We start from the raw sequence: 13,235 nt of genomic DNA, 5'->3' as shown, positions 1-13,235 counted from the left end.
GTCATGAAAAAACCAATCAAAAAAGCCATTATTCCAGCTGCGGGGCTCGGCACACGTTTTTTACCGGCAACAAAAGCCATGCCGAAAGAGATGTTACCGATTCTCGATAAACCGACGATCCAATACATCGTGGAAGAAGCCGCTGCCGCAGGAATCGAAGATATCATCATCGTGACCGGGAAACACAAGCGTGCGATCGAGGATCATTTTGATCATCAATATGAACTAGAAGCCGCACTTCAGGCGTCAGGAAAAACGGAGTTACTTGAAAAGGTATGTGCTTCGACGAATCTGGCGAATATCTTTTATGTTCGTCAAAAAGAACAGAAAGGACTTGGTCATGCGATTTGGACGGCTCGTCAATTCATCGGCGACGAACCATTCGCCGTCTTGCTCGGTGATGATATCGTCGAATCGGAGACGCCGGCGATCCGGCAGTTGATGGACGCCTACGAAGAGACCGGTCAGTCCGTCATCGGTGTCCAAGAAGTCGAACCGAAAGAAACACACCGCTACGGAATCATCGATCCGCTCGATAAAGAGGGACGACTTTATCCGGTCCGCCGATTCGTCGAGAAACCGGAGTCCGGGACGGCGCCTTCGAATCTTGCCATCATGGGTCGATACGTCTTGACGGCGGATATCTTTGATTACTTGGAAAACCAGTCGGAAGGCGCTGGGGGTGAGATTCAATTGACCGATGCGATCGAACGGTTGAATGCGGACCAAGCGGTCTATGCGTTTGATTTCGAGGGGAACCGTCATGATGTCGGTGAGAAACTCGGTTTCGTCAAGACGACGATTGAATATGCGATGAAGGATCCTGAAATGCATGAAGAATTAAAAGCGTTCCTGAAACGATTCCAGTGAAGCAGACGTGTACGCCCGAGGGGGGGTACACGTTTTTTGATGGGCTTCAAAATTGTTATAGGTATATTACAAAAATAAAAAAACACTTTACTTCATTAGAGAAAAACAAAAGGAATTAAATGTAAGCTAGATTGTAGAATATGAATAGATGAAAGGGGTGCTGTAATATGATATTTTCGCTATTTTTTATAGCTGTATTCGTATTCATAGTTTCATATTGGACTATTAATATCCGTCGTTATTTCTATTTGAGTAATTTAATGAAGGTATGTGTTTACGAAGTATTGGACGACCGCCAAGTCGATCAAATGATTCGAACGTTCCGGAAGTGGCGGAATTTCATAAATACACCGACGACTTGGAACTATGCGCGACGCATTAATGAACAAGTCATGATGAGTCATCACGTTTCTTTTGCAAAGAAGCAGGCACTCTATCAGGAATTTTATCGATTAGGCGTTTCGGGAATTCAAGGACCACGTTCTGAAGCTCGTCCAATGACTGAAGGAAAGGGAGTATTCATCCATGGCGAAGGTTCATAATGGTTCGCAACATCTACAGCAAGCGATTTCAACATACAAGCAAGAAAAGCGAAAAGGAACGCTACAGATCATACTCAGTCTTGTAGTTGCGTTTTTACTATTATTCCTGCAACCGTTATTCGGTATCGTTGTTGGCATTGTCCTTGTTATCTACTTCTCGAAACGAAGTTCATCACGAGCGGGAATTTCAGCGGAAGAATATCGGATCCAGCTTCACGGTTTAAACGGTGAGAAGCGATTGACGAGTCAGTTAGCGAAGCTGCCTGAGAACTACGATATCTACACGAACGTGTTCATTGAATGGCAAGGTAAGCAAAGCGAACTGGATTCAGTCGTCGTTGGACCGACAGGCATCTACGTCGTCGAAATGAAGTCAATGCGTGGACGCGTTTACGGGGACGAAGCAGAAAAAAACTGGTATCTCGAAAAAACGGGACGTCAAGGCGGCGTATACGGTAAGGAATTCTACAATCCGACGAAACAAGTAGGGACACACGTTTACCGGCTGGCGAACAATTTACGTCCGATCGCAAAAAACCTTTGGGTTCAAGGTGTCGTCTTATTTGATCATGAGACCGCTCTCGATGTGACAAGTCAAAAGACGATTGTTACGAATGACGTCAACCAGTTACGCGCTTATATCGAAAAGCAACCGCTGACGGTCGAGTCAAAAGATATTGCGCGTATCAAGTCCTATTTCGAACAGGGAATAGCTTAAAAAATGGATAGATAACCGAAGGGAGAGATGGAACATGAAAAAAAGTTTAGTGATGGGGATCGTGAGTGCACTATGCCTTGGTGGAAGTAACGTTTCCGCAATCGTTTCGTTTCCAAATACGGCTGCTATCGCTTCAGCAGAGAAGCTGGTCATATCAGCAGATCAATCCCGTGTCTGGGCGATGGACGCAAATGAGTTCGGAAGTAAAGCATTCGACGTAAAAACAGGTGCTAAAATACACACTTTGGAAGAAGGCATGAAAGACTTCACCGTATCCGATGACGGGACGCGTCATATTGCTTTAGTAGAAGATGGATTTGTTGTCTATGATGCTACGTTACAACCCATGCAATCGAAAGTACAGACGATTTCTATCAATCAAGAAAAAGTAGAAAACTTTTCGTATGCAGCCTTCGTTCCAAATTCACATACCGTCATTTTTTTGGCGGATGAATCAGATGAAGGTAAGTTAATTGGATATGATTTAGATAAGAAAGTCGTTACATTCGTTCGAGGAACGCAACAATTCGGAGAACTATTGACTTCGAAGCAATACGTATATGTTAAAGGAGAAGAAGCTGTTTACGTTTATACACACGACGGAAAGTTTATTCGTGAAATCCCTTCCGTAGATGACACGGTTTTAAATGACATAGATGTCACGCGTGACGATGTACTTGTCGTCGCAGAAGATGCGACAGCTGTTCATGTCTACGATGGAAAAAATGACTTTCAAACGGTCGCTCCACATGGATTCGTAACAGCAACAGACCGAGGAGTCCAGTCTGTTGCGATCGATCCTTCTGGGTCATATGTTGCAACACTTGATGAAGATGAGCAGTTCCGCCTGTTTGATCGTTCGGGACGCCGTATTTTTACATCTCTCGATAAGAGAGATGACTTTACTAAGGGACCAATTGCGATGACAGATCAAGCCAATACAATCATGATTGGTTCAGAAGAGGGAACGAACCTCTATGACGGCAGTAAAGTCATGGAACGCACGACATCGATCCTGATCCCGAAAGTACATGCGGCGATTCAAGCCGGAAAGAAGCAAACACTTCAGCTAACAGTTCAACAATTTGATGGAAAAACGAAATCGATTCGGACAGGAGTCAACTGGTCAACGACATCAAAAACGGTCCAAATCAAGAAAGGAACACTGTACGGCGTCAAACCGGGAAGTTATACGTTAAAGGCAACGTATGAAGGGCTATCCGTTACGTTAAAAGGGAAAGTGACACAAGCACCGCTAGCAAGCTTATCCGACGTCGACTGGTTAAAGAGACACTGGGCGAATATTGAAAAAAGCGGAACGTTCGAAGGGGCGTATCCATTTTCAACGCCATATAATCAAATCAAAGGTAGCAAAGGAACGATCAGTCTTGCCAATTCAGATGGTGTATTTCATGGTCCGTTGATAAAGGACTTACTCTATCGCAACGCAGCGACGATGCAGTATCCTAAATCCAATCGTTTAGGGATCGTTTTTCTTGTTCCCGCCTTATCTGAGCGAAAGTTACAAAAGCAAGAAATCTTACAAGCCTTCGGGAAAAAATATAAAAACCTGTGGCCGAGTGATGGGACAGCTGATTATACAGTTGAGAAAGGGAAAAAGGTATTTGCGCGGTACGGTATAAAAACACACCATCAATATGTTGTTGGTAAAAGTGACATCATTATTTACTACGACCAAAACGATATTGCACGTATGATTTCTATCTCCCAATTTTAATCTATCCTAAACAGTCATCATGGATTTTTCTGAGGTGACTGTTTTTTATTAACAGATGACATCGAAGTATTAGAACGACCCGAATGTGTAATCCGCTTGGATCATACATTCGGGTCGTTTGCTTTTATAACAGATGACTTGCAATCCGAACGAGATTTCGTCCGGATCGTTTCGCTTGATAGAGTGCTTGATCCGATAGTTCCATCGAGTGCTGGACAGGGATGCCGCGTTTTCCGGAAGAGAGTCCGATTGATGTCGTGACGTGAATCGAAGAGCCGTCTAGCAAACGGAACGTATGCCGTTCGACTTCCTGACGGATCCGTTCAGCGATGGTAGTCGCTTGTTCTGCCGTCAAATCGGTCAGGAGCACGATGAATTCTTCGCCACCCATCCGGGCGACTAAATCTTCTGGGCGTGTATTGCGCTCTAAAATTTTTGCGAACTGTTCCAACACGGCATCACCATTAGAGTGACCATATTGGTCGTTCACTTGTTTGAACTGATCCAAATCAAGGATGATCAAGTGATAAGTTGAAGATTGACCGGCGAGTGTCTTGGCACGTAATTCCCATGCCCGCCGATTAGCAAGCCCCGTCAACGCATCATACTCCGCTAAATGTTGATAGACCTCGAGCTGTTTTCGGTGGCGTTGCTGCAGCGGCAACAGATAGAGGAATATCCCGTACATCAATAACGTGAGACTTCCGTGAAAGACGATCGTGGACAGCGTTCGATCCGGTAGAAAGAACAAAATGCTACTTCCAATCAGAAGATGCAGCACACCAAAGCGTAAAGCGAGATATGTCTTTTGCCGTAAAAGTAATGATAGAATCACGATTCCTGCTGATGCGAGCAGTACAGCATAGCCATTTGCATGGATCGCTAGATGGATAAGCGTGATGATCGCTACACCGATAAATGACTCTTTTTCTCGGTGATAGGCCAGTAAAACAAAAGGAATGACCTGCCAAATCAAAGATTGTGATGAAAACAAAATATCAATGGTCAGTAGGTAACTACCGAACCAGATTATAAGAATCAAGGTACCGATGAATTCACTATTTCTACTACGAATCAGTTGGTATGTGGCTAAAAGGAGATACGTCAGGGCGAATATCATGGACCCTTGAATCATCCAGTTTTGAATCATATATAAGACATCCAATCTATACAAATAGTTTTCTAAAATATATAATTAAAAACAAGTAGTGTCAAATACTGTATATCAGTATTTGACATAATAGATTTCTATCGAGACAAAAAGGACCATTTTCCTCAGATTTTAGAGGGAAATGGTCCTTCATCTTCGAAGTAAAGCATATGCCAGATACTTGACAAGTGATGGGATTCACTGTCATTTTATAAGGTGGTATATGAAAGGGTTTAGAATTTATTGTAATTCAAATCGACGTTTGATTTCATGTGAAGGAATCCATTCTTTTGAGCGAGTGTCGCACTTTTTGTTCCTTGTACAGAAGAAATCGTCAATGTTTTGATGTCTTGAGATTGACTCAATTTTTGGAGGTCTGTCATCCGATCCTTTGACCACTGATCGTTGGCGACCGTTGAATAATTGAAGTTCTCCCACATGATGCCGTCGACATAAGGATACGTATGATATTTCAACGTTCCGAATCCCCAGTTTTGGATCAGTGATAGAGACGCATGTTTTGTTTTTAGTGATTTTAAGAAGTTTGTCATTCCTACCCGTTGTTGTTCAAGAACGGCAGGCTGGTCGGCATGTTCGTTATCGATGTTACCGACTGTATCGAGGAAAACGCCATCTAGTCCTTTTTGGACGATTTGTTTCTCGACTTCTTTCATTAAAACAGCTTGGTAGTGCTTCGATGTAATATCCGTTAAGTACGAATCCCATTCAGCGTAATGAATACGCTGACCATCGCGATGGAAAAAGTCTGACTCGACGAGTTGTCCCATCAAATCCGTATTCCAGTTGTCTGCTTCCATCGTGTTGATGTAGCCGTATACTTTTGTACCGTTTTGTTGGATCTGTTTAATTTGTGCAGCGGAATAAAAGACGGGTTCGATGATCATGACATCGTATTGTTGCATCTTTTTGATTTTCGCTGCTGACGGTGCGTCGTAGTAAACTTTGTACGACTTCGCATTGTCCAATGGATTGGATTTTTCTGCTTTTGCGTCTAGTGACGACATGAAGAACACTCCTAATAAAAGAATGCACAAAATAGACGTCATGCGCTTGAGTGAGATAATACCCATGTTGATAGCCTCCTGATTAATTATCAGAGAGCGGCCGCGGCATTGCAGACTGGCGATCGGTATCCGTAGATCGACGACCCATGTCTTTGCGCCCTTACTTTTCAGTAAGTTTGCCCTTCTCGATATGAAATTGTAGTGTTCCAACGATACATTTCTTCCATCTTCATACCGATAAAAAACAAAAGGAGTGAATAAAATGATATATACTCAGCACCGGCAAGGCATCAAGTGGATTGAGATGATCGTTAGTATTCTTATTATCGGCACTTTAGACTATATGTTTAACCTTTCGATCTTAAAATGGACGATTGATCCACTTATTTTTTATATTTTACTTTTTTCTCTCCGTTATGGACTCCTCGGAGCATTCGCGAGTTTTCTGTTTACGATGATTTATCACCTGAGTTCTCTCGCCTGGGCGGGAGAAGACGTCTTACTCTTCGTTTATGATCGTGGCGAATTGTCATGGATCATTTTGCACTTCTTAGTCGCGATTTCATGCGGCATGTTCAGTACTTCTTTCCAAGAACGTTATCTATCCTTACGCTTACGACAAGAGGAAGTGACAGAAGAGAACGAACGGTTGCGCGATACGCTCGAAAAATTGCGCGTTGCGCAAGAGGCAATGCGTAACAAAGTGCTTGAATCCAATCACACGTTGACGAACATTTACCGGATCGGAACAGAACTTGATCAATCCGTCGCGGACATCGTACGCGATAAGCTGTTGCAAATCTTACAGGATTCCTTCGATGCGAAGGAAATCGCGATCTATCACGTTGATGCGTCACGTCGTACGCTTCGTTTGCATATTCGTTTTGGTGATAAGGAACTGTTGCCGCAAACGATGTTCATCGATCCGGAACAAGGCATCTATCAACGGATGTTCCAGAAACAGGCGATTGCCATCCGGACAATTGATGAGACAGATGTCCCGTTACTGATTGCACCAATCCGTTATGACGGACGCATCCAGGAAGTCGTCGTCATTCAATCGATCGCCTTCGAACGTTTGACGAACTATGAGATGCACGTCATGCAATTGATCGTCGATTGGACAGGCTCACGCATCGAGAAAGCGATGCTGATGGAATGGATCGAGACGCGTCATGAATTGATCGAAGGCACGCGCATCTTTAAACGGGAGCACTTCGAGGAGAAAGTGAAGTATCAAGAATATCGACGCGAGCATTATGGTCAGCCGTATAGTCTCGTTCAACTTGATATTCGAAATACACCGTTCTCTCTGATTGAACTGGAATTGATCTTGCGACAATCGATGCGTGAAATTGACCTGATCGGTTTTGATGAAAACACGGAGCACCTCCAATTCTTATTACCCGGAACACCTCAAGAACATGCGAACCGATTCCTCGAACGAATCAAGGCTGTGTACGTTCAAAAAGGAGGGCGTGTCCAATGACGGCACTCCTGCTCATTCTTTATGTACTTCATCTTTTACTCATCGTATTGGCTTATCGTGTACTCGTCTTTCGATTGCCAGAGCAAGAGCGAGGGATCTTAACGTTCGTGTGCTTGTTCAGTGCCGTCCTACCACTTCTCGGTGAAGTACTAGGGGGACTGGCTTATCTGATTTCCCGTCGTTTTGCTTCTTCCGATACGTTACTGGATTACGATGAATATGTGCAGTTCGACGTGATGAATCTCGAAGGACTGCAGCAGCAAGCTGCAGACAATATGGAGATGGTTCCGATCAAGGAGGCATTGAACATGGATGCGAAACGCCGGAAGCAATCGATGATTCATTTGACGACATCGTCCTTGAAGGAGACTGGGAAGTATTTGCAATACGGACTTGATCATGATGACTCGGAAACCGTCCACTACGCAGCGACGGTCCGAAATTCCTTATTTGACCGTTATGAAGCAAATCTTCGGCTACGGGAACAACAACTCAATCCGGTAGACGTGACGACGTATCATCTGTTCATTCAGGAATGTAAAACCTTCCTCGACAGTGGTCTATTAGATGAAGGCGGTATCGGTCGACTCGATGAGCGACTTCACCTCGTGCTAGAACAAATGCGCGCTCTCTATCCGACGGATCTCGTCCGGATTGAAGCGGAAGCGGAAATGGCGATACGTCAAGGCGAAGAGGAAAAAGCGATTTCCTTCTACGAAGAGATGATTCAGATCCATCCGACGTTGCCAGACGGATATTTAGCGTTGATTCGTTATTACTTTCAACGGCAGGACTGGACTTCGATCGGTCCGGTGCTCCATCAGTTAAGAACAACAGTAGCAGAAGAGGATATTCCAGAAGAGCATCGCTTCATATTGGAACGTTTGGAAGGAGGAGACCAATGAATAAGAAACCTTATGGCTATCTCATTGGATTATTTGTCGTCTTATTCGTGACGATGGGCATCGTACAGCTGTTTCGTCTCGATTATCCACATCGACTGATTCCTTCTGAAAAAACGAAGGTCCGTTCATTCGAGACAGCAAACACGAAAACGACTGAAGCAAAAGGGGAGGCACTTCGTGTCTACTTGCTTCAAAACGATAGCGACCTGTCAAAAGGCGCAATCGAAAATTTCTCGTACGCATTGAAATATGCGAAGATCGATCACCAACGGATTCGTACGTCAGACATCAAGACGCTTCAACCGAGTGACCGGACAGTGCTTGTCTTATCCGGTGAACATACGAAGGAATGGCCGTACGAGACCATTCGGAAATTCGTCCAACAAGGCGGTCGCTTGTACATCGCCGGTCGATTCATTGATCCGAAATGGGGCGACTTAGTAGGGGTAGAACGCTTTGGTGATTTTAAAGAGGATGTTAACGGGATGACATTCAAAAAAGATTTATTTCCCGGGTATATCGATTTACCGAAGACTTCTACTTTGTTTGTCCATAGTATTGCGGATGTGACGTTAAAAGATGCCGACGTCAAAATCGAGGCTGATGGGAATCCGATCTTATGGACCCATGAATACGGAAAAGGAGAGGTCTTGTTCTGGAATACTTCTTCGTTACTCGAAAAAAACTCGCGTGGTCTACTCGTCCAGTCCCTGTCATTACTGTTTCCGACATTCGTCAGTCAGCAAGTCGCTGTAAAGCTAGCGCACTTCGATGATTTCCCGGCACCCGTACCAGATGCCTCCAATCCAGCGATTCAGAAAAACTATGATTTGACCGTTAAAGATTTCTTTGCAGAAGTCTGGTGGAAAGACATGCAACGGGTCGCGAAGGAACAGGATGTCATTTATTCCGGATTCATCATCGGAAGCTACAAGAATGCGATTTATGATACGGAAAAACAATTGATTGAAAACATTCGTTTTCCGATGCTGAACTTCGGACGCGGATTATTGAAGATGGGTGGAGAACTTGGTTTACATGGATATAACCACCAACCACTCATCATTAACGGGGAAACGATGGATCCGAGTCTCGGATATATCACTTGGGAGAACCGTAAGCAGATGATGAAAGGTATCGAAGAAGTGAAAACGGCACATCAGTATTTCTTCCCGAACGAGCAATTGCGCAGCTATGTACCACCTTCGAACATCATTGGTCCGACCGGTTTATCCGTCTTAAATGAAGCATTTCCGGATGGATTAATTATCGCGTCTCTTTATATTGGAGACCCATCAAAAGGAAGTTACATTCAGGAGTTCGAACCAGATTCGACCTATAAGAATCTCTATAATTTCCCACGGATCACAAGCGGATATAATGAATCGCCTGAAGACATGTTTGTCTTAGCAGATGCGGTCGCGAACTTCGGACTTGTCTCGCACTTCATCCACCCGGATGACGTCCTTGATGAACGACGCTCAAAAGGGCAAGGATGGCCGACGATGGAACGTTCGATAGAAAAGATGTTCAAAACGATCCATACGGATTATCCGTATCTCGAGAGCATGACACAGTACGATGGCTACAAAAAAATGAAGTTGTATCAAGAATCGAAAATCGATGTTCGTTATTCTAAAACAGCGATTGAGATTTCAGGTAGTCAAATGCTCCTTCCTTCGAAGATGGTCGTTCGTGTCAATGAAGGAAAACTAGCGACCGGGTCCTTCGCGTACGGGCAAGTGCGAAAACTTGGAGATGCGGACGATTTATACGAAGTAGAACTCAAGAAGAACTTCGCGCGCATACCGGTACTGGAGGGATCCCAATGAAGATTGGTTTAGTGTTAGAAGGGAGTTACCCTTATGTCAGTGGTGGCGTCGCTAGTTGGGCACATATGCTGATTCAACAAATGACAGAGCATGAGTTCGAGCTGATCACGATCACACCTACACGCATGACGGAAGCAGAGTTCCGTTACACGCTTCCCGCGAACGTCGTTGGTGTGACGAACCTTCCACTCGATCAAACGCATGAGACGCGTCCGCTAAAACAGACGTTGACGCCGGAGCAGGAAGAGGATATCAAACGATGGATGCGATTCCAAGCGACGAACACGTCGATTTTCCCACTCTTCGGTCAGGCGATCGGAACATCGACGCAATTTTTCTCAAGTCGTCTCTTTTTTGATCTCGTCAAGACGAGTTACCGGGAAGAACGACAAGCTGGCTCCTTCATCGATTATTTATGGATGTGGCGTAGCATGTATGCGCCTGTTCTGGAACTGCTCCAAGCCGACTTACCGACCGTCGATTTGATCCATTCCGCGTCGACGGGATATGCGGGACTCGTCGCAGCGGCGATCAAACAACGCCAACACGTTCCGTTCGTCCTAACGGAACACGGGATCTACTCCCGCGAACGAGAAGAGGAGCTCGTCCAAGCGATGTGGATTCCACAAGAATACCGCATGCACTGGGTGCAGTTCTTCCATCACTTATCACGCGAAGCCTACGCTGGGGCGGACAATATCATCACGCTCTTTGACCGAAACGGTGAATTACAGCGTGAACTTGGAGCACCTGCCGAAAAAATTCGCGTCATCCCGAATGGAATTGATGCGACAGGACTTGCTGCGTTAGGACATACTCCAAAGCAAGATGTACTTCGGATCGGCGCAATCGTCCGCATTGTTCCAATCAAGGACATCAAGACGATGATCCATGCCGCGAAGGTTTTACAGGAAATGCACGTTCCATTTGAAATGACGATCATGGGTCCGCTTGAAGAGGATCCGGAATACGCCCGTGAATGCCAAGAACAAATCGATCTCTTTGAACTATCAGAGAGTGTGAAACTCGTCGGAAAGGTCGATATCCGGAGCTATCTGCCATCATTTGATGTCTGCTTGTTGACGAGTATTTCCGAAGGGCAACCACTGGCTGTCCTAGAAGGCATGGCTGCAGGGATACCGTGGGTCGTCACTGATGTCGGTGCGTGTTCCGAGCTGATCAACGGACGTGAGGATGATCCTTACGGTCCGGCTGGATTCGTCGTGCCACCGGTCAATCCTCGCCGGATCGCAGAACGGTGTGCCTGGTTCCAGTCACATCCGGAAGAAGCGATTCGCTTTGGACGAAATGGGAAAGAACGCGCGCTTGCGTATTACCAGACGCACCGCTTCATCTCGGAGTATCAAACATTGTATCAAGAGAGGGGGGTGACGTATGGCGGGCATCGGGTTTAAGCTTCAAAAATTGTTTCAAGAGGACTATTTCTCATCTCGGTTAAAGGCATATGCTTTCGCTGGACTCGTCACGTCCGGTCCATGGCTCATCGTCATCTTGACGATCGCTGTGACCCAGTGGCTGACGACGTTCCTGTCGATTGCTTCTTTTGAAGAACGGACGACCTTCAATCTGGTCGTCTCATACAGCTTCATTTTTTCACAAGTGTTGCTCGGTATTCAGCAACTCGTCGTCACGCGCTATTTGGCGGACTGTTTCTACGAGAAACGATATGAAGACCTGTTTCCTGCATTTCTAGGTATGACGAAGATGACGATGGCGTTAGGCAGTATCGCCTTTCTCATCTTCCTCAGCTTCTCAAAACTTCCGTTCTTGTTGAACGGGCTGATCTTCATATTGTTCATGACGATCAATTTGATCTGGGTGCACTTCCTATTCTTAAGTGCCGCGAAGTTCTATCAGGCTGTCGCATACAGCTTTTTGATTGGCGGTATCGTAGCTGTCGGATCGGTCTTACTGATTGATCGGTATCTGATGGAGTATGTAACGGGTATCGTGACACCAAGTCTTGCCTTAACGGCAGGTTTCACATTCGGCATGGTCATCACGTTATTCGGTCTATTCACCTCGATGTTGTTGACGTTCCCGCAACGCGGGACGAAAAATCAGTTTACCTACTTGAGTTATTTTGATCGTTACCCGGCGCTCTTTTGGACGAGTTTTCTCTACAATATCGGGGTGTGGGTCGGGAACTGGGTCATCTGGTTCTCTGACGGCGGTGCTGTTCATCTCGGGACATTCCGTTATCATCCGTTATACGATACGGCGATCTTCTTATCCTATTTGACGGTCATCCCGACGATGACGATCTTCGTCGTTTCCGTCGAGACGCGTTTCTATGAACGGTATCGCATCTTCTATGGATACGCGAACGAGGGCGGAACGCTGGATCAAGTTGAAAAAGCGCGGGACGCGATGTTACTCGTCTTACGACAGGAGTTACAACGACTGTTTCGAAATCAAGGATTGTTTACGCTGTTCACCTTATTGTTCGCCTCGACGTTGCTCGGTTACCTCGCATTACCTGAAGCAACGATTAGCATCTTCCAAATGACGACGATCGGTGCGTTCTCGAATGCGATGGTTCTCGTCTTGACCCTCTTGTTACTGTATTTTGAAGATCAAAAAGGAGCGGCATGGATTTCATGCGTGTTCTTCTTCTCTAATGGGATTTTAGCCTTGTTGATCGCGCCGTTCGGTTTTTCCGGATACGGTCTCAGCTTCGCGATCGGATCAACTTTGACGTTTGCGTTTGCGCTTATGCGACTCATCCATTATGTCTCGGATATTGATTACCATACGTTTTGTCGGATGGTGTTACCGCCACGCTCGATGCGTTTTACGCGATGGAGTGAACGATTGAATCGTTCGTGGATGTGAAGCGGTTAAAGGTTCTTTTGAGTAGATCAATAGCATGTAGGCTAATTTGAAAAGGCGATCCATTTCCGAATTCGTATCGGAAGTGGATCGCCCTTTTTAATTGCAGGTAA

11 protein-coding genes and 1 riboswitch are annotated in these 13,235 nt (G+C 45.4%); of the genes, 9 read left to right on the top strand and 2 right to left on the bottom strand.

Going from position 1 to position 13,235, the window contains the following annotated elements; genetic code table 11:
• Positions 1-3 precede the first annotated feature (3 nt).
• From galU to U719_RS13960, 4 genes are all read left to right on the top strand, one after another.
• Entirely contained in the window at positions 4-870 is an 867-nt protein-coding gene (gene galU, locus U719_RS13975; RefSeq protein ID WP_023469433.1) for a UTP--glucose-1-phosphate uridylyltransferase GalU, read from the top strand.
• 284 nt (positions 871-1,154) lie between these two features.
• Positions 1,155-1,412, top strand: a complete 258-nt coding sequence (locus U719_RS13970; RefSeq protein WP_158408705.1) for a hypothetical protein — start codon at positions 1,155-1,157, stop codon at positions 1,410-1,412.
• Positions 1,396-2,130: a nuclease-related domain-containing protein gene (locus tag U719_RS13965; RefSeq protein WP_023469431.1), complete on the top strand. Its 735-nt coding sequence runs from the start codon at positions 1,396-1,398 to the stop codon at positions 2,128-2,130. The genes U719_RS13970 and U719_RS13965 overlap by 17 nt, the downstream gene beginning before the upstream one ends.
• Positions 2,131-2,164: 34 nt before the next feature.
• Positions 2,165-3,868 (top strand): hypothetical protein, encoded by a 1,704-nt coding sequence (locus tag U719_RS13960; RefSeq protein ID WP_023469430.1) that lies wholly within the window; start codon positions 2,165-2,167, stop codon positions 3,866-3,868.
• 124 nt (positions 3,869-3,992) lie between these two features.
• Here the strand turns inward: U719_RS13960 and U719_RS16535 are convergent, their stop codons facing one another.
• Together U719_RS16535 and U719_RS13950 are read right to left on the bottom strand one after the other, a co-directional pair.
• On the bottom strand, positions 3,993-5,003 hold the full coding sequence (locus tag U719_RS16535; protein ID WP_158408704.1) for a GGDEF domain-containing protein: 1,011 nt from the start codon (positions 5,001-5,003) through the stop codon (positions 3,993-3,995).
• Positions 5,004-5,251: 248 nt separating this feature from the next.
• Entirely contained in the window at positions 5,252-6,043 is a 792-nt protein-coding gene (locus U719_RS13950) for an endo alpha-1,4 polygalactosaminidase (protein ID WP_235147602.1), read from the bottom strand.
• A gap of 106 nt (positions 6,044-6,149) precedes the next feature.
• Positions 6,150-6,234: riboswitch (cyclic di-GMP riboswitch) on the bottom strand.
• A 71-nt stretch (positions 6,235-6,305) separates the two neighbouring features.
• Between U719_RS13950 and U719_RS13945 the strand changes: the two genes are divergently transcribed.
• The 5 genes from U719_RS13945 to pelG are packed head-to-tail and all read left to right on the top strand — an operon-like array spanning position 6,306 to position 13,125.
• Entirely contained in the window at positions 6,306-7,532 is a 1,227-nt protein-coding gene (locus U719_RS13945; protein ID WP_023469427.1) for a GAF domain-containing protein, read from the top strand.
• Positions 7,529-8,437 (top strand): hypothetical protein, encoded by a 909-nt coding sequence (locus U719_RS13940; protein WP_023469426.1) that lies wholly within the window; start codon positions 7,529-7,531, stop codon positions 8,435-8,437. Before U719_RS13945 ends, U719_RS13940 begins: the two co-directional genes overlap by 4 nt.
• The gene (locus tag U719_RS13935; RefSeq protein ID WP_023469425.1) at positions 8,434-10,269 is read left to right on the top strand and encodes a DUF2194 domain-containing protein; all 1,836 of its coding nucleotides are present in this window, start codon (positions 8,434-8,436) and stop codon (positions 10,267-10,269) included. The genes U719_RS13940 and U719_RS13935 overlap by 4 nt, the downstream gene beginning before the upstream one ends.
• A complete protein-coding gene (gene pelF, locus U719_RS13930; protein ID WP_023469424.1) occupies positions 10,266-11,684 on the top strand; it encodes a GT4 family glycosyltransferase PelF in 1,419 nt (472 codons plus the stop codon). The genes U719_RS13935 and pelF overlap by 4 nt, the downstream gene beginning before the upstream one ends.
• Positions 11,665-13,125 carry an exopolysaccharide Pel transporter PelG gene (pelG, locus tag U719_RS13925; protein WP_023469423.1) on the top strand — a complete coding sequence of 487 codons (1,461 nt, stop codon included), beginning with the start codon at positions 11,665-11,667 and terminating at the stop codon, positions 13,123-13,125. The genes pelF and pelG overlap by 20 nt, the downstream gene beginning before the upstream one ends.
• The last annotated feature ends 110 nt before the right edge of the window (positions 13,126-13,235 follow it).

Origin of the sequence: Exiguobacterium sp. MH3 (assembly GCF_000496635.1) — a bacterium.
Lineage (GTDB): Bacteria > Bacillota > Bacilli > Exiguobacteriales > Exiguobacteriaceae > Exiguobacterium_A > Exiguobacterium_A indicum.
This window is presented reverse-complemented; position numbering and strand designations above follow the sequence as displayed.

Excerpts from the sequence above, each read along its gene's own strand:
- galU (WP_023469433.1), top strand. The coding sequence starts at position 4 with ATGAAAAAACCAATCAAAAAAGCCATTATTCCAGCTGCGGGGCTCGGC.
- U719_RS13965 (WP_023469431.1), top strand. The coding sequence starts at position 1,396 with ATGGCGAAGGTTCATAATGGTTCGCAACATCTACAGCAAGCGATTTCA.
- U719_RS13960 (WP_023469430.1), top strand. The coding sequence starts at position 2,165 with ATGAAAAAAAGTTTAGTGATGGGGATCGTGAGTGCACTATGCCTTGGT.
- U719_RS16535 (WP_158408704.1), bottom strand. The coding sequence starts at position 5,003 with ATGATTCAAGGGTCCATGATATTCGCCCTGACGTATCTCCTTTTAGCC.
- U719_RS13950 (WP_235147602.1), bottom strand. The coding sequence starts at position 6,043 with ATGTCGTCACTAGACGCAAAAGCAGAAAAATCCAATCCATTGGACAAT.
- U719_RS13945 (WP_023469427.1), top strand. The coding sequence starts at position 6,306 with ATGATATATACTCAGCACCGGCAAGGCATCAAGTGGATTGAGATGATC.
- U719_RS13940 (WP_023469426.1), top strand. The coding sequence starts at position 7,529 with ATGACGGCACTCCTGCTCATTCTTTATGTACTTCATCTTTTACTCATC.
- U719_RS13935 (WP_023469425.1), top strand. The coding sequence starts at position 8,434 with ATGAATAAGAAACCTTATGGCTATCTCATTGGATTATTTGTCGTCTTA.
- pelF (WP_023469424.1), top strand. The coding sequence starts at position 10,266 with ATGAAGATTGGTTTAGTGTTAGAAGGGAGTTACCCTTATGTCAGTGGT.
- pelG (WP_023469423.1), top strand. The coding sequence starts at position 11,665 with ATGGCGGGCATCGGGTTTAAGCTTCAAAAATTGTTTCAAGAGGACTAT.